Raw genomic sequence first — 17,956 nt, 5'->3', positions numbered from 1 at the left:
CATATACTTTTTGTTTAGTGAGGCTTATTTGAAGTAATTATCAATTTGCTCCTGCGCTTTTTGCATAATCGTATCCATACCTGCGTTTTTCAATTCAGAAAGCATTTTTGGTACAACCTTTTCAGGGTCAGAGGCGCCTGTAATCAATTCATATTTGTATTTGTCATATACAGCACTAGCGTTGGCAATTTCTGTTTGGAGATCGGAAACGTCAAGGGCGAAGCCTAGAATAGTTGAAGCAGTAGCTTCTTCATTCAATTTCTTAACTTGCTCCCACTGATCGACAGGTGCACCTTTTGTTACTGCCATATTGAAGAATGTACCTTGCGAGTAAGCAGCCAAAGGCCATGTATCCGTTGTACGCTCAATAACCTTGTCGCCATCAACGCTTTTGAAGTCTACATCGAGTTCACCAAATGCAAGCATGTTACGTAGCTTTGAATCCGTGTTCACCAATTGCAGGTATTTCAATGCTTCTACTTTATATTTCGAATTTGCAGAGATCGCGTTCAATGAACCTTGAATTGTACTTGTCGTATAGATTGGTCCCAATGTTTTTTCCATCACATATTTCTCTACGCCGGCATTGATTTGCATACCAACCTCAGCACCTGGGAAAGCTTGTGCTGCAAAGAATGGTCTGTATTTCTCGCCTTCGGCTTTAGTTGGAGCATCTGGGTTAATGATGCCGTCTTTATACCATACGTGGAATTGTTTTAACATTTCCATAACATCTGGCTGTTCGAAAATAGAAACAACCTTACGTGAAGCATCATCGGTTTTAACACCAACTGGTGTGAAGCCTAATGTCATATCATCATAGGCGTTGAACATGCCGTTTAGGCCTTCAGATTGAGTAAATTGCAAAGGATAGTAGTTCTTACCTTCGCCAGCTTTCATATCGCGGAACGGCTTGTCTAAGTCTTTATGTGTCTTAATGTTCGCTACGTCGATGTTATACTTCTGTACTAGCTTATCATCATAGACCCAGTACTGTGTTAGAGCAGAGTCTTTGTAAGTTGGTACGGAGTACACCTTACCACCGATCTTAGTACCATTCCATACTTGTTCTGGAATTAAGTTGTATAATTCAGGAGCTTCAGTTTGAACTAAATCAGTAATGTCAGCAAATGCTCCCATAGCTACCTGCTTGCTGTATTTTCCACTATTCGTGAACATGATGTCGAAAGGTTCGCCAGTGTTGACGATTGTGTTGATTTTTGAATCCCACTCGCCCCAGCTTGCGACTTTGATATCAATTTTCACACCGATTTTTTCAGCGGTATATTCATTCATCTTCTCGATAGCCTTATCAAAGTTTGTCGGAAGTGGAGTACCACCGATTAGCCACCATACCAATGTTGGAACGTCTTTGTTAGCTTGTTTATCTGTGTTCGTTGTCTCTGGTGTCTTGCCAGTGTTAGTTGAACCGTTGTTCTTTGGCGAGTTGGAACCGCTGCATGCTGCAACGATGGTCGCCAGTAATGCGATAATACAGATTGTTGATAAAAGCTTGAACGATCTTTTCATCGGAAATCCCCCTATAATCGTATGTTTTGCGCCATTTCACAAATTGTGAATGGCATATCATAAACCAGAATGGATCTGGCCTACTTCGTAATCAGCCTTTGACGGCACCAATCGTAAGTCCAGAAATGAAATATCTCTGGAAGAATGGGTAAGCACAAGCAACGGGCAGGACGATGAGAATACCAATTGCCATACGAGCAGATTCCTTAGGCATCGTTGCTACCAGCTCTGCGGCGCTAATACCCATGCTCGAAGCATTTCTCGCTAGTGCGTCGACATTGGTCATTAAGTTGTTAAGCAATGCCTGCAAGGAGAACAAATTTGGGTTATAGATATATAGCATAGATTGGAACCAGTCATTCCAGTAGCCGAAGCAAAGGAACAAGCCAATTGTCGCAAGAACGGGTAATGAAATTGGGAGAATGATGGAGAAGAAAATTCGGAATTGACTCGCTCCATCAATCTCAGCTGATTCAATCAGACCATCAGGAATTGTACTTCTGAAAAAAGTTTTGCAAATGATGACGTTAAAAGATGAAACCGCAAGCGGTAAAATAAGTGCCCAAACGCTATCTTTTAATCCCAATAAATTGGTATTAATAAAGTAGCTAGAAACGAGACCGCCGTTGAAAATCATCGGAATAAAAACGAGCCAAGTCATAAAGGTTTTAAACTTGTAAGATGGACGTGAGAGAACATAGCCCATCGAAGTCGTTAGCAGTACACCTATTACAGTTCCGACACCTGTTACGAGTACGGATATACCTAGGGCATTCAAAATGATCGTTCCTTGCTTAGCGATAAACGCGTAAGCATCCAGCGATATAACCATTGGAATGATGCTATAGCCCGTTTCCCGAATGTAGGATTCATCCGTCAGTGATATCGATAATACGACAAGCACGGGGATGACGCAGCCAAGTGCTACAAGAATGAAGAATAAGTTAAATAGAATATTGAGGCCTTTACCTATTCGATTGAATTTATCAAGTCCGGACTCATATGTTTTTGCTGCCATTCTTACACCTCCTATATCATTGCGCTATCAGAATCAATTTTTTTGACAATCCAATTGGCCGTCAAGATTGTAATACAACCAAGGACCGATTGGACAAATGCAGCTGCAGACGCCATTCCTAGTGTAGCGGTTTTCAACTGTTTGTATACTAATACGTCAATCGTTGTGGCGACCTCAAACAAGGAGTTTGAATCACGAGTGACCTGATAAAATAGTCCGAAGTCGGTGTAGAATATTCGACCAACTGAAAGGATGAACATCATGACGATTACAAGCTTAAGCAATGGGAGCGTAATGAAACGGATTTGCTGCCAGATGGAAGCGCCATCAATTACAGCAGCTTCGTAGTAGGTACTGTCGATACCTGTAATGGTTGCCAAATAAATAATCATGCCATAACCGATACCCTTCCAAACATTCAAGAGAATAAGAATATAAGGCCAATATTGCGGTTCCATGTACCAGTTTATAGATTCTAATCCGATATTACCCAAAAATTGATTGAGAATCCCTTTGTCGAAGCTGAAGAATGCCCAACCTACTGCGGAGACGATTACCCATGACAGGAAGTAAGGAAGGAACATCATCGTTTGGTATACTTTCCCCGCCTTGCGATTATGAAGAAGTCCAATCATAAGGGCGAACGCCACGGGCAGTACAATGCCGAGAATAATAAAGATTATGTTGTAGCCGATTGTATTGCGGATAATGATCCAAGCATCATTGGACTTGAATAGAAATTCAAAGTTTTTAAAACCAACCCAAGGGCTGTTGAACACATTACTAAGGAAGCCCCCACTAATTTTAAAATTTTTAAAAGAGATAATAACACCGAACATGGGCAAGAAACAGAATAAGATGTACCAAATTGTTGTTGGTATGGCCAGGAGAGTTAACTCAATATCTTGCTTTCTTAAATGAAAGCGCTTTGATTTTTTGAGTGGTTCTAGCTTTGCGCTCATAGTATTAACTCCTTTATTTAATTTTGTAACCGCTTACTAACTGTATTGTATAAGAAATAATGGACTGACTTCTAGTTAACAAACATAAGTTCATAGTCAACAAACGTTAGATTTCAGATGAAGAATTGTCTTTTATTGTCGTTTCATGTTGTGAGGAAGCAACGACATAGGACCAAGGATACCGTTAGGTTTCCTTGGTCCTATGTCTCGATTTCTTGGATATGATTCCGCAGCAGTTTACTAAAACCCTATTTTTTGCGTACATTCGCATTTAGAATATTTCTGCATTTTCTAATTTTTTGTTTGATTTGCTGATTTTCAAAAAAATAAATCTCTGTACCTGACCAAATAAAAACCCAACACACAATGCTTAAAACTCCTGCAATATAGGCATGAGTAGTTGTAAACTTCATGAATATTATCCCAACAATAATACCAAGCACAAATAAAACAATAGCCTTTTTGGCATTTCTAGCATATGTATATTCCTCTTCGTTTAGGATGTTAGAAAAAGTGTTAAATGTGGCAGCCTGCAATGATTTTTCGTCAAAATCATTCTGACCTAAAAAAAATACATCTACTTCTTTTCTTCTACCACTGTGTTGCTTTGACAAAATAAAATCTTCAAGATCAGAACTTAGGTGAACATCATCTAAGCTATAGTATTTTGAAAACGGAGTATCCGTTTCATCTAAATAGATATTTATACATAATTCATCTCTCATATTAACCATCCTTTAACACCAATGTACTAGTTGAAAGTCGACCTTTTATCAGTATGGTCAAGATAGCGACAATTCTTGCGAAAACAGCGTAATTCTAATAGCTGCTGTGAATCATTCGTTACATACGATTTGAAGCCCCTTATAATTTTCCACCAATTAGCACATCATACAAACTAAAGGGGGGTTGGAAGATGTTTCAGTTTAAAAAGAACAACATACAAATGAACGAGCCAAAGGATAAACCGGCTTTTATTCCTCTTTCCTCCGTTGATGCGAATATCAAATTTATACAACATACGTTGAACCAGCCTGCCGATTTAAAAATTCATGAATTGAAGCTGCCCTCCCTCGTCGGGAAGCTTGTTTATCTGGAAACGATGACCGATGACAATAAGATTCACACGCAGATTTTAAACCCGGTGAGCCATCATTCCGACCGGCCATTTTGCGATGTACTCACGGCACGCGAAGTGCTGCAGCGAACCGATTTGAACGACGCCGTCGATGATTTGTTGCAAGGTTATGCCGTTCTTTTCATAGAGAACGAGCAAACAGCAGTTTCCATTGACGTGAAGTCGCAATTTCTAAGGTCTATTGATGAACCAGAGAACGAAAAAATCATTCGTGGATCTCATGAAGGCTTTATCGAAAACCTAAATGTCAACATCAACCTGTTGCGAACCCGTCTGCCGAACAAGAATCTTGTCGTCCAATCCTTCATGATCGGCGAAGAGATCCAAACAAAAGTCGTGATTTTATACATGAAAAATATTGCAAACCCCGGTTTGATCGAAGAGATAAGCACGCGCCTCCGATCCATCCGAACGGATCTCATCATGTCCCCTGGATTTGTGGAGGAGTTTATCGAGGACGCATCGTTTTCTCCTTTTCCTCAATTGCTGAATACCGAGAGACCGGACAGGGTCGCTCATAATTTAATGGAAGGGCGAGTCGTTCTTCTTGCCAACGGCAGTCCTACGGCGTTAATTTTACCCGTTACATTCTTTGCTTTTTATCAGACCCCGGATGATTACAATAGCCGTTGGTTAGTCGGATCGTTTTACCGGTTGCTTCGATTATTCAGCTTTATGATTGCGATTACTTTGCCTGCTTTGTATATCGCGGTCGTTGCTTTTCACTTTGAAGCACTGCCGTTTAAGCTTGTATTGCCGATTAAAGAGTCGATCGAAAAAATTCCTTATCCGCCTCTTATCGAGGCGCTGATCATGGAACTGACGATCGAACTGATTCGTGAAGCCGGGGTACGCCTGCCTACTTCCATCGGACAGGTTATCGGTATCGTGGGAGGCTTGGTCATCGGATCAGCGGTCGTTGAGGCTAATCTGGTGTCCAATATTATGGTCATCATCGTAGCGGTCACAGCAACGGCTTCTTTCGTCGTCACTTCCAATGAGATGGTGACATCGCTCAGGTTGCTGCGGTTTCCGATGATGGTATCAGCGGCTACCTTCGGATTCATGGGGATCATATTAAGCCTAACCGTATTGGTGATGCATCTTTGCGCGTTGGAATCGTTCGGGACGCCGTATTTGGCCCCGTGGTCGACAGGAAGTTTCTCTGGCTTCAAAGATACTTTCGTTCGACTGCCACTATGGAAAATGGATAAACTCCCCAAAGATTCAAGGCCGCAAAAGCTTAAGCGTGAATCGGATTCGCGAGGATGGAAATCGGATGACTCAGAAAAATAATAAAATTTCCCTGCTTCAATTGTTTGCGCTGGCCGCTCAAATCCAAATCGGAACGGAGATTCTTTCGCTTCCATATCGAGTGCATGAATTTGGGAAGCAGGATAGCTGGATTTCGATACTAATCGCTGGAGTTGTCGTCCAGCTCACGCTTTTACTCCTTTGGGGTGTGATGCGAAGGTATCCGGGTCTCCATTTCTTTCAAATTTGCGAAAGCGTTTTGGGGAAATGGACGGGCAACGGAATCACTCTCTTGTATGCAGGATATTTTACGTTCGTCAATATGTTATCCTTGATGAACACGTTCGACATCTTGTACAAATGGGCCTATCCTCTTACACCGAAATGGGTGACGATGGGGCTGATCATCTTGGTTTCCGTCTATATGGGGAGACAAAGCTTGAAAGCGATCGCGCGGTTTTACCTCCTTGAGACCGTCTTGCATCTATTCTTTATTGGGATTGCGGTATATGCGATGAAAGACGCGAATTGGCTGAATATCCAGCCCATTGGACAAACTCCCGTGCCTTCGCTTCTGCTTGGAACCAAAACCACGATGCTGTCGCTTCTCGGATTTGAAGTATTGATCGCAATACATCCTGCTGTTTTAGGCTCAAATAAACAAATTTTGAAAAGCGTCTCGTTGGCATCGTGGTACGTCATCGGTATGTACGTTTTAATTACGATAACCTGCATCGTCTATTTATCGACTGAGAGGCTGGATCAAGTTCCTGAGCCCGTATTATATATGCTGAGCAGATTTACTTTTGGAATCGTTGAACGAATCGATCTGATTTTCTTGTCGTTTTGGATCGTTTCGTCCATCACCTCATTCGTTGGGTTTCTCTATCTTGGTTCGTTTAGTCTGGCGCATGTATTTCGCAACGATAATCATGCTAAGTTCGTGCCGTGGGTAGCTCTGGTGCCATTCGCACTAGCTTTATGGCAGCATAATCCTTTTGCAGTCGACAATTGGACGCCTTATTTAGAACTATGTGCGCTCTTGACTCTGGTAGGGGTACCGGTCGTATTGCTGCTCGGATCCATAATCAAACAAGGGAAAGGAACGAAACAAAGGACTTGAAACGAATTCGACTCGCTTTAATGATTGTTGTCTTGCTCAGTCAGACAGGCTGTTGGGACCAACGACTGTTAAAAGATAACCATTTGATTTTGTGCGCCGGTATTGATCAAGCTGAGGATGGGAAAATCGAATTATCCGTTTCATCGTTTACCGGCAAAGCGGAGGGGCGAGGAGTTTTCCTTACAGGAACCGGGAACACGCTTCGCAGTGCACGTGTAGCAATCGATTATAAAACGGAAAAAACAGCGGATAATTCTGAAATTCAAGTGTTATTATTAAGCGACACTATCGCCAAACAAAATCTTTTTGACCCGCTCAACATCCAATACCGGGACCGGAATTCTGCGCTAACTGCCAAAATAGCCATCGTGAAGGGCAGTCCGAAGGAACTAATGGAAGCAGTCGATAGGAAGGATCCGTTAGTCGGGCCCTATCTATCCGGATTAATCTTGAGCGAGGAGAAGGAATTAACAATTAGCAAAGAGGACCTGGGAACGATAGGAGACAAAATACCGAAGCTCGGTATGGATCTTATTCTGCCGTTATTAGAGCTTAAAGATAAGGAGCCTGCCATAATCGGCTCTGCGATCGTTCATGGCGATAAAATGACAGGCATACTTTCTACTGATGATACGCGGCTTAGCTTACTCTTTACGAAGGCAAACCCGAAATACGCTAAAATAACGTTAAAAGTTCTTGAAAATCAAGTCCCGCCGACAAACAATTATATGACCCTGGGGATTCTGGATTCGAAGAGCAAGATCAAAGTAAACGTAAATAAACAAGGGAAAATCATTGCAAATTTAAATACGGAATTAACGGCTCATGTGCAGGAATTCAATCAAAAAGATCTATTCATGAAAGAGAATATCGAAAAATGGAATCAAACGCTTTCGGTTCTGCTAACTGATCAAGCTCAACATGCCATTCGAAAATTGCAAAATTACAATTGCGACTTGTATGGAGTAGGACTTCGAATTAGAGCACATCACCCGGATCTTTGGCGGAAACTCGACTGGGACAAGGATTTTGCCGACGTTGAGTTTCATACCTCCGTAAAGGTGAAGATCTACCATACGGGAGCTATACGATGAATCTAGAACATAACAGGGAACGTTTAGACAATAAAACAGCGGTAGTGTAGGACATTAATTTAGGTCCTAGCCTACCGCTTTTCAAATAGCCTTTATGCTTAACATCGTTCTATCGCTCGATTGGTCACATCACTAAACATGGCTGAGTAATAAACGACCTCGTCCGCATCGTTTTTAACCGAGCTGATCGTTAACCACTCCAGATAGACAGCACCGTTCTTCTTGCGATTCCAAATCTCTCCTTGCCAAGACCCCTGCATCTGCGACATCATAATCTGCAGTTCGCCGATCACTTCCGGATAGCGGCTTTCATCCTTATTCAAAGTTCAACAATCCCTTCGATACCGACAAGGACGATATCGCCTTCTATACGTACAGGGAACGTATTCACCTGTCCGGTGTCCGGAAGCTGAACCTCTCCCGTCAACAAGCTTATTTTACAGTCACGAAGCGGACAATATACATAGTCCCCGCTGACAAGACCCTCGGCGAGAGGGCCTCCCTTCTTATGTCCCGTTCTATTCTCGAGTGCGTACACGGTGCGTTCGGACAAACGGAATATGGCGACCGCAGGTTCAACGCCGAACTTAACGACTTTCCCCAAATGCAGTGGGAAATCTGTAAGTTTCCCCACTGGGTAATAGCTCACATTACCTTTACTCGTCATGGTTTCCATACTGCTACCTCCCTCACTTCACATGAATGTGATCGTATAATTGATGCCGCAGTTCTTCCCTCTCTACAACTTCACCCCACGGATCGCGCAGCCCTTGCAAGGCCAGTTCAATTCTAGCTACTAGCTCTTTCCGGCGCTGTTTGTTCTCGACAATCTCTTGGACAATCGCAGGCAGGCCCAGTCTTTCGATCCAATCCGATGTCCGCTCCCCGTACTTTCCGGTTTCTCGATAAAATTGGATGAATGCACCCGCAAGCTCGATAAGCTCTTCATCCGTTTTTACCTTGCATAATAGATCCGCAGCTCTTAACTTCACCCCTCCGTTGCCGCCTACATAGACTTCCCAGCCTCCATCGTTGCCGATAATACCGAAGTCCTTAATCTCCGCCTCAGCGCAGTTACGCGGGCAGCCGTTAACGGCCATTTTAAACTTGGCTGGCATCCATAGCCGTTCGAATTTCTTCTCCAGCAGTATTCCCATAGTAATGGAATCCTGCGTACCAAACCGGCAAAATTTAGAGCCGACACATGTTTTCACTGTTCGGAGGGCCTTGGCGTACGCATACCCCGATGGCATGCCAAGCTCTTCCCATATGTGAGGAAGGTCTTCCTTCTTCACGCCTAGAAGATCCAAACGCTGTCCCCCCGTTACTTTCACCATTTTCACTTCAAATTTATCGGCGACATCGGCTATTTTGCGAAGCTGCTCCGGTGTTGTAACTCCGCCGTACATGCGAGGTACAACCGAGTAGGTGCCGTCCTTTTGAATATTGGCATGCAGCCTCTCGTTGACAAACCGGGAATCCTTCTCGTCTTCAGAAGCTTCCGGCCAAACCATACCGATGTAATAGTTGATCGCCGGTCTGCACTTCGTGCAGCCTTCCGGGTTGTGCCACTCCAGCACGTTCATCACTTCGCGAACATGGGTCAGGCGCTTATCTCGAATGGCCGTGATCACATCTTCCCGGCTATGGGTCGTACAGTCGCAAATCGACTCGGCAGCTTGATGGTTGACCTCATATTGATCACCAAGCGTCAGAGCAAGGATCTGCTCTACCATCGGTTTACAGCCTCCGCATGACCGGCTGGCGCCCGTACTGCTTTTAATTTCATCTACTGTACGGAGACCTTGATCTGCAATCGCATCGACGATCATGCCTTTGGTAACCCCGTTGCACCCGCAAACAATTTCATCGGACGGCATAGCGGCAACGAAAGTAAGCGGATTCGCGCCCTCTGCATGAGCCTGGCCCACAAGCTGGTCATGAATGTCCTGCGTCATCGGTTCGTGCGCCTTCACCCATTTGAACAGCTGGGCCGAATCCGTAATATCTCCGAACAACACGCAGCCGACGATACGGTTATCGCGAAGAAGCACCTTTTTATAGGTCTTATTCCAATTGTTCTGCATGCGGATAACATCCAGCCCGGAAGTATCTTGAAACTCCCCTGCAGAGAAAACATCGACGCCGGATATTTTCAGCTTGGTCGATACGATCGAGCCTTGATAAGGCTCTACAGACAATCCGCATAGATGTTTGGCTAACACGGCTCCCTGTTCGTATAGCGGCGCAACAAGTCCATAGCTGACGCCACGATGCTGATTACACTCGCCAACCGCATATACATCAGACGTGCTTGTCTGCATGAAGTCGTCTACGACAATTCCTCTTGCTGTTTCTATGCCGCAATCGCGAGCCAGTGCGGTCTCCGGCGCAATGCCTACCGCCATCACGAGGAAATCCGTTTCGAGCGATGAGCCGTCTTCAAACTGCAGGTTTTCAACACTCGCTCCACCGCCGATTGACACCGTCTTCTTATTTAGAAGGAATCGAATTCCCTGTTCCTCAAGCTCCGCTTGCAGCATGGCGGAGGCGGCTGTGTCAAGCTGCCGTTCCATCAAATCCGGGAATAAATGAACGACCGTTACCTCCATTCCCAGCTTCAGCAATCCCTTCGCGGCTTCAAGCCCGAGCAAGCCTCCGCCGATGACCGCAGCCTTGTTCCGTGTACGCGCCGCGCTGGTCATTCGCTCACAGTCCTGCACGTCTCGGAAGCTGACGATCCCTTCTTTATCTACACCTGGAATCGGAAGCATAACGGGTTTGGATCCTGTCGCAATGATCAGCTTGTCATAGGCGCTGAACGTCCCATCGCTCAATTGCACTTGCTTGGAGTCGATATCGATCTGCTCTGCCTCGATCCCGGCGAGCAATGTAATTCCGTGCTGCTCGTACCAGGAATAATCATTCAATATTATTTCTTCGAATGACTTGCTGCCTTCCAATAGGTAGGACAATTGAATACGGTTATAATTGGGATGCGGCTCCTTACCTATGACCGTAATGTTGTACTTGTCCGGCGCCAGCTTCAATATTTGCTCAATCGTGTTGATTCCCGCCATACCGTTGCCGATCAGCATAAGCTTCTCACGTTTATCTCCATGGATAGTCATTTTAGCTCCTCCTCGCGATGCAGTCTCAATTCTCCTCAATCCTTATGCTTTAATCATAAAGAGAATCGTCCAACAAGGATGTGAATTTTATCACAGAGAATTCAAATTACATGTGCATAAAAAAAAATAAGCCCGCAGCATCCATTCGCCACGGGCTCTTCTATATATGAAAAACAATCATCTCTGATCATACGGCACAACAGACTATCCGCCGATATGGGACATTTCCACCTTATGCTTAGGAGTTGTCTGCGTAAGTCTCATCTCGGAATAACGATCCTGACGCTTGCCCCAAATTTGAGCGATGAACGATCTCACCTCATCATCGCTGGCGCCTCCCCTGATCATTTCTAGCAGATCGGTCTTCTCTGAAGCAAACAAACAAGTATACAAGTGGCCTTCCGCAGAAAGCCTTGCTCTCGTGCAAGAACTGCAGAACGCCTGGCTTACAGAGGAAATCAAGCCTATCTCCTCCTGAGAGCCAATATAACGATACCGCGATGCAACCTCGCCGAAATAGTTTGATTCTACAGGCTCGAGAGGCATTTCATTATGAATGATTTCGATAATTTTTTGACTCGGAACAACATGTTTTAAATTCCAGCCGTTACTATTCCCAACGTCCATAAACTCAACAAAACGCAGGATATGACCTCTTTCGCGGAAGTAACGGGCCATCGGAACAATATCCTGATCATTGACACCTTTCTGGACGACCATATTTACCTTTACGGATAATCCTGCAGCCGCTGCAGCATCAATGCCTTCCAATACTCCTTTTACCGGAAAACCTCTCCCGTTCATAGCTCCGAACCGGTCATCGTCCAAACTATCCAAACTTACGGTAACTCGCTCTAGCCCGGCGTCTTTTAATTCCTTGGCTTTCGACTTTAATAGCGAACCATTCGTTGTAACAGCCAAATCTTCTACGCCTTCTATTCGACGAATACGCATAATAATGTCAGCGATATCTTTATTTAACAACGGCTCCCCGCCTGTAATCCTTATTTTCGTAACGCCAAGCGAAACAAAAATACGCGTTAGCCTCTCGATCTCCTGAGGGGTAAGCAGCTTTTCTTTCCCTAAAAACCGGAAATCCGGGCCAAACACTTCCTCCGGCATGCAATAGCGGCACCTGAAATTGCAGCGGTCGGTTATCGATATACGAAGATCGCGAAGAGGCCTATGAAGAGCATCTTTGACCTTGGATGCTTGTTTGTTCTGATTTTCCATCGTCCACCTCACTTCGCTACTTGGTTATTTCATAAGGAAGAGTGATCAATTTAACGATCTGACCGGCTGAGACACCTTTCGATCCTGATGGGATCAGAATGAGGCAATTGGCATCTTGAATAGATACTAACATACTTGAACTATTCTTTTCCAACACACTCACCGTTACTTGCTCCTGAGAGTAAGTCATTTTTCCCCGAATGTATCGATCGTGCGGACATCCTTTATTGTAATCGGTTGTCATAATCGCTTGAATACTGAATGGGAGAGGTCTTTCTTTACCCTGCATCGCAAGCAGAGAGGGGCGCACAAACAGCTCAAAACTAACAAAGCAAGCGCCGGGATTGCCGGATAGACCGAAGACGAGCTTCTTATTCATGACGGCAGCCGAGGTTGGACTTCCAGGCCGCATGGCCACTTTATTGAAGAGCAGCTCGGTTTCGTTCCCGTTCGTTGCAGTAAAAAATTCCGCCATGACATCATAATCGCCGACGGATACCCCTCCGCTGACAATGAGCATATCGCATTTCTCTAGCGCTGCATGAATCGTACTCGCCACTTTATCTATATGATCCGGAACTGTGCCATAGTTGACAACAAGCCCGCCATATTGCTCTATTTGCGCTGCAAGCATGTAAGCATTGCTATTACGTATTTTCCCATGCTGGAGCGGATCCCCCACTGCGGTTAGTTCACTTCCGGTCGTTAATACACCGACGATAGGACGCATGAAAACAGGAACCTTGTCATAACCTAATGAAGCGAGCAGCGCAATTTGTCCTGGACCGATTCGAGTGCCTGCGCCCATAAGCAGCTGTCCGGTCATTATCTCGTCACCCGGCTTGGCTATGTTTTGCCCATACGCAACTTTATGTTTAATCCGGATGCACTCATGCCCATCCTGTTGAAACTCTTCCGTTTGCTCGAACATGACAACAGCATTCGCACCATCCGGAACCGCTGATCCCGTCATAACGCGAATCGCAGTTCCGGGAACCACCGTTTTATTTGAAACAGATCCGGCAGGCACTTCATCGATCACCCTAAGGCATGCCGGATCTTGTGGAGATGCAGACTCGGCCTCTTCACTCAAAACGGCATAGCCGTCCAACCCCGACCGAGGGAAATGAGGCATAATTTCCTTCGATAACAACGTTTCCGATATTGTTCTATGCAAACTTGAATCTATCGATGTATACTCGCTGTTCATTTGCCGGATATGCTGACTGATCACATGCTGTGCGTAATCAACTTTTACTGCTCTGCGGACATATTTCTGGCTGCGATTTTTCATTGCTTAACAATCCTTTCATCCAGCCCTTATGTGTTACTGCTTCGAGGCTTCCAACCGGCTCATTGCCTCAAAATCCTCAATCGACTTCATACGGGACACAAAATTCAAATCTACACCATTCTCGTACAAAAACCGGTCATCCAGCTCACTGCAAAAGACATGCTTCAGCAAAGCAGAGATCTTCGTTTCCCCCTGATGGAGAAGCGGAACGATATGCGATAAGCACATCCGATCATAAATGGCGTGTAAAGGATAAATCTCCCCAGCGATCAAAGGCACTACGGCTTCAAAACCATCCCGCTTCCTTTCCAGCATTAACTCCGCCGCTTTACTAGAAATGAATGGCATGTCGCACCCAACTACCCATACAGAAGCGTGCTTCGCCAGAGACAATGCAGCGTGCAACCCTCCAAGAGGGCCATGACCTTCATAAAAGTCGGTAATAATTCGTACCGAACGATTAACTATATTTAAAAAAGGCTTAGGATCATGAGTAACCACAATCAATTCGTCACATAAATCCGACATACGATCCAATTGCCTCGCAATCATTGGTTTTCCGCCAAAAGGAAGGAGTGCCTTAAGCTCTCCTTTCATTCGACGATTTGTTCCACCTGCCAAAACCACTCCTGAAAGCATCGCCATCACTTCTCCTTTTCATTCTTATAGTTTCACCTTAGACAAAATAATGGACTGTGTAAGTGAAAAATGTCACACTGCCGACAAAAGTGATTTAAATCACAACGGCAGATAGGAAAGGTGGATATACTGTATTAACTATTAATGATTTAGGAACGGAGCGATCATGCCAATGAATATATCGAACGGTTCAACTGAATCCAATGTCCGGAACACACAATGTTTTTCTGCCGACAACCTTATGAAATTGCAGCAAATTATGTATGAGACCAAAGCTGTTAGCGGTTCGCATTTATTTTGGGAAGGCGATCCTGCCGACAAGTTGTATTTCATTAAGAGCGGGCGAATTAAAATGACAAAATCTTCGGATGAAGGCAGACAATTCATCTTGTATATGTATCAGGAAGGTGACATGTTCGGACAAGTAGATCCATTTCGCCAGTCTTCCCATGTGTTTGACGCAGTCATTATGGAAGATAGTATAGTTGGAGTTATCCTTCAGAAAGATTTGGAAGTACTGCTGTGGCAAAACGGGGACCTAGCAGTGGAATTCATGAAATGGATGGGGCTTATTCATCGTATGACCCAGACTAAATTCCGTGATTTAATGATGTTCGGCAAGCATGGCGCACTCTGTTCATTACTGATTAGACTGGCCAATACGTACGGTGTTGAACATGGGAACGACATTTGGATATCTAAGACTCACACAAACACCGAATTCGCCGATATGATCGGGGCTACCCGGGAGAGTGTGAATCGTATCCTGAGTGAATTGCGTAGAGCAAATGCGATTACAATTGAGACTGGTCACATTGTTATAAAAGATCTGCCGTACTTGCGCGACATATGTCACTGCGAGGGATGCCCTAAAGACATTTGCAGAATGTAATAACCGCCGTTATCCCCTGCCCCATGTGCTGCTAGCGCATAAAGCAAGGGATGTTTTCACGCACCTATGGCTATCTTTTTTAGTCAACTGTTTTCTGATCCATAATGCTTAAGGTTACACTCAGCTTCTCCTGATAGAACATCCAGATCACAAGAATTAAGCTTGCCAGAGCCACCTCGGATAGCGCCATAAATCCGATCGCATAATGACCAGTCCATTTGAAGATCGCCGATAAGATTAGCGGTGGAAAAAAACCGCCTAAGCCTCCCATAGCCGAAATAAGTCCATTCGCAATTCCTGCTTGCTTCGAGAAGTACAACGGAACAAGCTTGAAAATGGTACCGTTCCCTGTTCCCGCGCACAGTGCTATTGTTAAACATCCTACCGTATAGATTTCAATTGAAGGAGCAAACGATAAGATAACGGCCGACAGGGTTAATCCGCCAAAAACAAACATCAGTATTTTGAATGGGTTCCATCTGTCTCCCATCCAGCCGCCAACAGGTCTCATGATCGTAGCTAGAACAATGAATCCAGCTGTTCGGATGCCTGCATCTACTTTGTTTAATTCGAAATGGGTAACTAGAAAGTTAGGCAAATAGACGGTAAATGCGACAAACGAACCGAAGGTAATAAAGTAAAATAAGCATAATAGCCATAATTTTTCGTTTCGGTAAACCCCTTTAATCTGCTCCGACAAAGAAGTGACGATTTTAGGCTCCTTCTTATCCCCCAAGAAAAAGTTAATGGCTATAAAGATACCAAGAAGCAAGCCGTACATAAGGACTGTCTTTTCCCAGCCTATATAATTTGCGATGACCGGCGCCGCGAAAGCAGTTATCGCGGTGCCCAAATTACCTATACCATAAATCCCGTTCACAAGCCCATGCTTCTCTTTCGGGTAGTACTTCGGCAGAGAGGTAACGCCAACGGAAAATACGGCTCCGCCAATTCCTAGAACCATCCCCCCCCATAATCAGGTCTATAAAGGAGTCCGCTATGCTAACCCAGTATACCGGTGCCAGCAGCAGCAGAAAACTAATGACAAACAATTTGCGCGCGCCGTACCGATTGGTCCAATAACCTACCGGGATACGCAACAAGGAACCAAACAGTATCGGTGTGGCTGTAACCCAGGCCAACTGACCAGCACTTAATGAAATGTCCTCTTTGATAAATGGGATCAAAGAAGACAGTATGACCCATACCATAAAACCTAGAATAAGACTGAGTGTCTGGACTGATAATTGAAGTTTATTACCGTTCACGGTTAATCCCTGCCCTTCTCGTCCTCAAAAAATATCCAATAGGTTAGCTTGCCTTCGAGATCATGAGAAACAAAATAATGTCGTCCGGCGCCGCTTTGTTCCAACTTTGTTGCGTTTTCATCAAATACAGGGACGGCTAAAAACTGCGTAGGCTTCAAATAAAACTGCACGAATTTTCGGTCGTCTGATATCCTCGCTCCGAACAAGGATGGATACGGCTTTGGTTTCGTTTGCTCTTCTCCCGAATGATCTTCAATCCACACCTCTATTGGACGTCCAAAGTACGCGGATAATCCTTTTTCCCATTCCATAATGATCCCTCTGATTCCATTTCAATTTTTGCCGCAATGGCTGCAGCCTTCATGAGCTTCTTTGATATCGAGCTGAATCCGGTAACCTTGCAGCCAGGCCATGAATTGCGGGTCTGCATTCGCTTCTATATAAGCAACGATTTCCTCCTCACTCTGCCATTTCGCCATACCTTTAACTTCCGCTACAACAATATCTACTTGATCATCTTCATGCTTCCCTTCTGTATACCAGCTTCCCATGCCGGAAAAAAGACGATCTAATTGCTTCTGAACAGCCTGCTCGAAATGGTGTTCCGGTTCCGCTTCATGTTCGCGTATAAAGCATAAATCCAAAAAGAACTCCACATTCATTTTGCTTTACCTTCCTTCTTATAAATGTATAAAGCAATAGGGAACAGAACGATATTCAATACCGAAAATAATATAACGAGCTCGTACTTTTGATGGAAATAATGATTGACCACATATTGGGTACAGACGATATTTAAAAATAAGATAATACACAACAATATGACGCCTCTGTAGCTACGCTTCATAGCGCTTCACTCCTGTTGCAAATACGGCGTTATTTTCTACGGCTATAACAATTTCGGGAAGCGGCCTTCTAGGCGGACCTGCCGTCGGCTTACCCGATTTCGGATCAAAGTAACCATGATGACAAGGGCAGACCATTTTCACTTCCTCGCTGCTCCAGAAGACGGGGCACTTCAAATGCGTGCAAGCATTCTGATACGCCTTGTACTCGTTTTCTCCCAATCGAATGAGCAAAGCGGATTCATGTTCGCTCGGATACGAGAACTCAACCGCTTCGCCTATTGGCAAGGAAGCAATATCGACAATCTTCTTTTTCACATGGCTTTTTGTGCTAAGTCCCATCAGTTGTTTGGCAGCCAATCCGCCCCATGGCAGGGTAGAGACCGCGAATACGCCCGCTGCGCCAACCATCGTCTTCATAAACCCGCGCCGATCCAGAAGCCGTTCATTCTGTTTATGGATGTTATGGGTGTAATTATCTTCATCAAACGGAATCTTATTATTTTTGCCTTTATCCTTTTCCATTTGCTAATCC

Annotated in this window: 18 protein-coding genes and 1 pseudogene; 4 read left to right on the top strand and 15 right to left on the bottom strand. The window is 44.6% G+C overall.

Annotated features, from left to right (window positions below):
* Positions 1 to 24: 24 nt before the first annotated feature.
* The 4 genes from AC0YN6_RS05535 to AC0YN6_RS05520 all read right to left on the bottom strand — a co-directional run bounded on the left by AC0YN6_RS05535 (position 25) and on the right by AC0YN6_RS05520 (position 4,235).
* Positions 25 to 1,530 carry an ABC transporter substrate-binding protein gene (locus tag AC0YN6_RS05535; protein WP_475745656.1) on the bottom strand — a complete coding sequence of 502 codons (1,506 nt, stop codon included), beginning with the start codon at positions 1,528 to 1,530 and terminating at the stop codon, positions 25 to 27.
* 91 nt (positions 1,531 to 1,621) lie between these two features.
* A complete protein-coding gene (locus AC0YN6_RS05530; RefSeq protein ID WP_475745655.1) occupies positions 1,622 to 2,548 on the bottom strand; it encodes a carbohydrate ABC transporter permease in 927 nt (308 codons plus the stop codon).
* A gap of 11 nt (positions 2,549 to 2,559) precedes the next feature.
* Complete coding sequence (locus tag AC0YN6_RS05525; RefSeq protein WP_475745654.1) at positions 2,560 to 3,510, bottom strand: ABC transporter permease; 951 nt, start codon at positions 3,508 to 3,510, stop codon at positions 2,560 to 2,562.
* Positions 3,511 to 3,758: 248 nt separating this feature from the next.
* Positions 3,759 to 4,235, bottom strand: coding sequence for a hypothetical protein (locus AC0YN6_RS05520; protein ID WP_475745653.1), 477 nt, complete (start codon positions 4,233 to 4,235; stop codon positions 3,759 to 3,761).
* A 191-nt stretch (positions 4,236 to 4,426) separates the two neighbouring features.
* Here AC0YN6_RS05520 and AC0YN6_RS05515 point away from each other — a divergent pair, with 191 nt between their 5' ends.
* From AC0YN6_RS05515 to AC0YN6_RS05505, 3 genes are read left to right on the top strand one after another with little or no spacing between them, the layout of a single operon-like run.
* On the top strand, positions 4,427 to 5,944 hold the full coding sequence (locus tag AC0YN6_RS05515; RefSeq protein ID WP_475745652.1) for a spore germination protein: 1,518 nt from the start codon (positions 4,427 to 4,429) through the stop codon (positions 5,942 to 5,944).
* A complete protein-coding gene (locus tag AC0YN6_RS05510; protein WP_475745651.1) occupies positions 5,928 to 7,025 on the top strand; it encodes a GerAB/ArcD/ProY family transporter in 1,098 nt (365 codons plus the stop codon). The genes AC0YN6_RS05515 and AC0YN6_RS05510 overlap by 17 nt, the downstream gene beginning before the upstream one ends.
* Entirely contained in the window at positions 7,022 to 8,119 is a 1,098-nt protein-coding gene (locus tag AC0YN6_RS05505) for a Ger(x)C family spore germination protein (protein WP_475745650.1), read from the top strand. Before AC0YN6_RS05510 ends, AC0YN6_RS05505 begins: the two co-directional genes overlap by 4 nt.
* A 98-nt stretch (positions 8,120 to 8,217) precedes the next feature.
* Here AC0YN6_RS05505 and AC0YN6_RS05500 read toward each other — a convergent pair whose 3' ends face one another.
* The 6 genes from AC0YN6_RS05500 to mobA all read right to left on the bottom strand — a co-directional run bounded on the left by AC0YN6_RS05500 (position 8,218) and on the right by mobA (position 14,416).
* Entirely contained in the window at positions 8,218 to 8,442 is a 225-nt protein-coding gene (locus AC0YN6_RS05500) for a hypothetical protein (protein WP_475745649.1), read from the bottom strand.
* A complete protein-coding gene (nirD, locus tag AC0YN6_RS05495) occupies positions 8,439 to 8,795 on the bottom strand; it encodes a nitrite reductase small subunit NirD (protein ID WP_475745648.1) in 357 nt (118 codons plus the stop codon). The genes AC0YN6_RS05500 and nirD overlap by 4 nt, the downstream gene beginning before the upstream one ends.
* A 13-nt stretch (positions 8,796 to 8,808) precedes the next feature.
* Positions 8,809 to 11,250 (bottom strand): nitrite reductase large subunit NirB, encoded by a 2,442-nt coding sequence (gene nirB / locus AC0YN6_RS05490; protein WP_475745647.1) that lies wholly within the window; start codon positions 11,248 to 11,250, stop codon positions 8,809 to 8,811.
* 204 nt (positions 11,251 to 11,454) lie between these two features.
* Positions 11,455 to 12,483, bottom strand: a complete 1,029-nt coding sequence (gene moaA, locus AC0YN6_RS05485; RefSeq protein ID WP_475745646.1) for a GTP 3',8-cyclase MoaA — start codon at positions 12,481 to 12,483, stop codon at positions 11,455 to 11,457.
* 16 nt (positions 12,484 to 12,499) lie between these two features.
* Positions 12,500 to 13,777, bottom strand: a complete 1,278-nt coding sequence (locus AC0YN6_RS05480; RefSeq protein ID WP_475745645.1) for a molybdopterin molybdotransferase MoeA — start codon at positions 13,775 to 13,777, stop codon at positions 12,500 to 12,502.
* 33 nt (positions 13,778 to 13,810) lie between these two features.
* On the bottom strand, positions 13,811 to 14,416 hold the full coding sequence (gene mobA / locus AC0YN6_RS05475) for a molybdenum cofactor guanylyltransferase (protein ID WP_475745644.1): 606 nt from the start codon (positions 14,414 to 14,416) through the stop codon (positions 13,811 to 13,813).
* 172 nt (positions 14,417 to 14,588) lie between these two features.
* On the opposite strand from mobA, the gene AC0YN6_RS05470 reads away from it, so the two are divergent.
* On the top strand, positions 14,589 to 15,308 hold the full coding sequence (locus tag AC0YN6_RS05470) for a Crp/Fnr family transcriptional regulator (RefSeq protein ID WP_475745643.1): 720 nt from the start codon (positions 14,589 to 14,591) through the stop codon (positions 15,306 to 15,308).
* Positions 15,309 to 15,387: 79 nt separating this feature from the next.
* Here the strand turns inward: AC0YN6_RS05470 and AC0YN6_RS05465 are convergent.
* The 5 genes and pseudogenes from AC0YN6_RS05465 to AC0YN6_RS05445 all read right to left on the bottom strand — a co-directional run bounded on the left by AC0YN6_RS05465 (position 15,388) and on the right by AC0YN6_RS05445 (position 17,946).
* Positions 15,388 to 16,519 (bottom strand): annotated as a pseudogene (locus AC0YN6_RS05465) (nitrate/nitrite transporter).
* Positions 16,520 to 16,578: 59 nt separating this feature from the next.
* Positions 16,579 to 16,887 (bottom strand): hypothetical protein, encoded by a 309-nt coding sequence (locus AC0YN6_RS05460; protein ID WP_475745642.1) that lies wholly within the window; start codon positions 16,885 to 16,887, stop codon positions 16,579 to 16,581.
* 21 nt (positions 16,888 to 16,908) lie between these two features.
* Positions 16,909 to 17,238, bottom strand: a complete 330-nt coding sequence (locus tag AC0YN6_RS05455; protein WP_475745641.1) for a hypothetical protein — start codon at positions 17,236 to 17,238, stop codon at positions 16,909 to 16,911.
* Positions 17,235 to 17,423, bottom strand: a complete 189-nt coding sequence (locus tag AC0YN6_RS05450) for a hypothetical protein (protein ID WP_475745640.1) — start codon at positions 17,421 to 17,423, stop codon at positions 17,235 to 17,237. Before AC0YN6_RS05450 ends, AC0YN6_RS05455 begins: the two co-directional genes overlap by 4 nt.
* Positions 17,413 to 17,946, bottom strand: a complete 534-nt coding sequence (locus AC0YN6_RS05445) for a Rieske (2Fe-2S) protein (RefSeq protein WP_475745639.1) — start codon at positions 17,944 to 17,946, stop codon at positions 17,413 to 17,415. Before AC0YN6_RS05445 ends, AC0YN6_RS05450 begins: the two co-directional genes overlap by 11 nt.
* Positions 17,947 to 17,956: the final 10 nt, after the last annotated feature.

Source organism: Paenibacillus sp. J22P15 (assembly GCF_056269345.1).
This window is presented reverse-complemented; position numbering and strand designations above follow the sequence as displayed.

Excerpts from the sequence above, each read along its gene's own strand:
- AC0YN6_RS05535 (WP_475745656.1), bottom strand. The coding sequence starts at position 1,530 with ATGAAAAGATCGTTCAAGCTTTTATCAACAATCTGTATTATCGCATTA.
- AC0YN6_RS05530 (WP_475745655.1), bottom strand. The coding sequence starts at position 2,548 with ATGGCAGCAAAAACATATGAGTCCGGACTTGATAAATTCAATCGAATA.
- AC0YN6_RS05525 (WP_475745654.1), bottom strand. The coding sequence starts at position 3,510 with ATGAGCGCAAAGCTAGAACCACTCAAAAAATCAAAGCGCTTTCATTTA.
- AC0YN6_RS05520 (WP_475745653.1), bottom strand. The coding sequence starts at position 4,235 with ATGAGAGATGAATTATGTATAAATATCTATTTAGATGAAACGGATACT.
- AC0YN6_RS05515 (WP_475745652.1), top strand. The coding sequence starts at position 4,427 with ATGTTTCAGTTTAAAAAGAACAACATACAAATGAACGAGCCAAAGGAT.
- AC0YN6_RS05510 (WP_475745651.1), top strand. The coding sequence starts at position 5,928 with ATGACTCAGAAAAATAATAAAATTTCCCTGCTTCAATTGTTTGCGCTG.
- nirD (WP_475745648.1), bottom strand. The coding sequence starts at position 8,795 with ATGGAAACCATGACGAGTAAAGGTAATGTGAGCTATTACCCAGTGGGG.
- nirB (WP_475745647.1), bottom strand. The coding sequence starts at position 11,250 with ATGACTATCCATGGAGATAAACGTGAGAAGCTTATGCTGATCGGCAAC.
- moaA (WP_475745646.1), bottom strand. The coding sequence starts at position 12,483 with ATGGAAAATCAGAACAAACAAGCATCCAAGGTCAAAGATGCTCTTCAT.
- AC0YN6_RS05480 (WP_475745645.1), bottom strand. The coding sequence starts at position 13,777 with ATGAAAAATCGCAGCCAGAAATATGTCCGCAGAGCAGTAAAAGTTGAT.
- mobA (WP_475745644.1), bottom strand. The coding sequence starts at position 14,416 with ATGCTTTCAGGAGTGGTTTTGGCAGGTGGAACAAATCGTCGAATGAAA.
- AC0YN6_RS05470 (WP_475745643.1), top strand. The coding sequence starts at position 14,589 with ATGAATATATCGAACGGTTCAACTGAATCCAATGTCCGGAACACACAA.
- AC0YN6_RS05460 (WP_475745642.1), bottom strand. The coding sequence starts at position 16,887 with ATGGAATGGGAAAAAGGATTATCCGCGTACTTTGGACGTCCAATAGAG.
- AC0YN6_RS05455 (WP_475745641.1), bottom strand. The coding sequence starts at position 17,238 with ATGAATGTGGAGTTCTTTTTGGATTTATGCTTTATACGCGAACATGAA.
- AC0YN6_RS05450 (WP_475745640.1), bottom strand. The coding sequence starts at position 17,423 with ATGAAGCGTAGCTACAGAGGCGTCATATTGTTGTGTATTATCTTATTT.
- AC0YN6_RS05445 (WP_475745639.1), bottom strand. The coding sequence starts at position 17,946 with ATGGAAAAGGATAAAGGCAAAAATAATAAGATTCCGTTTGATGAAGAT.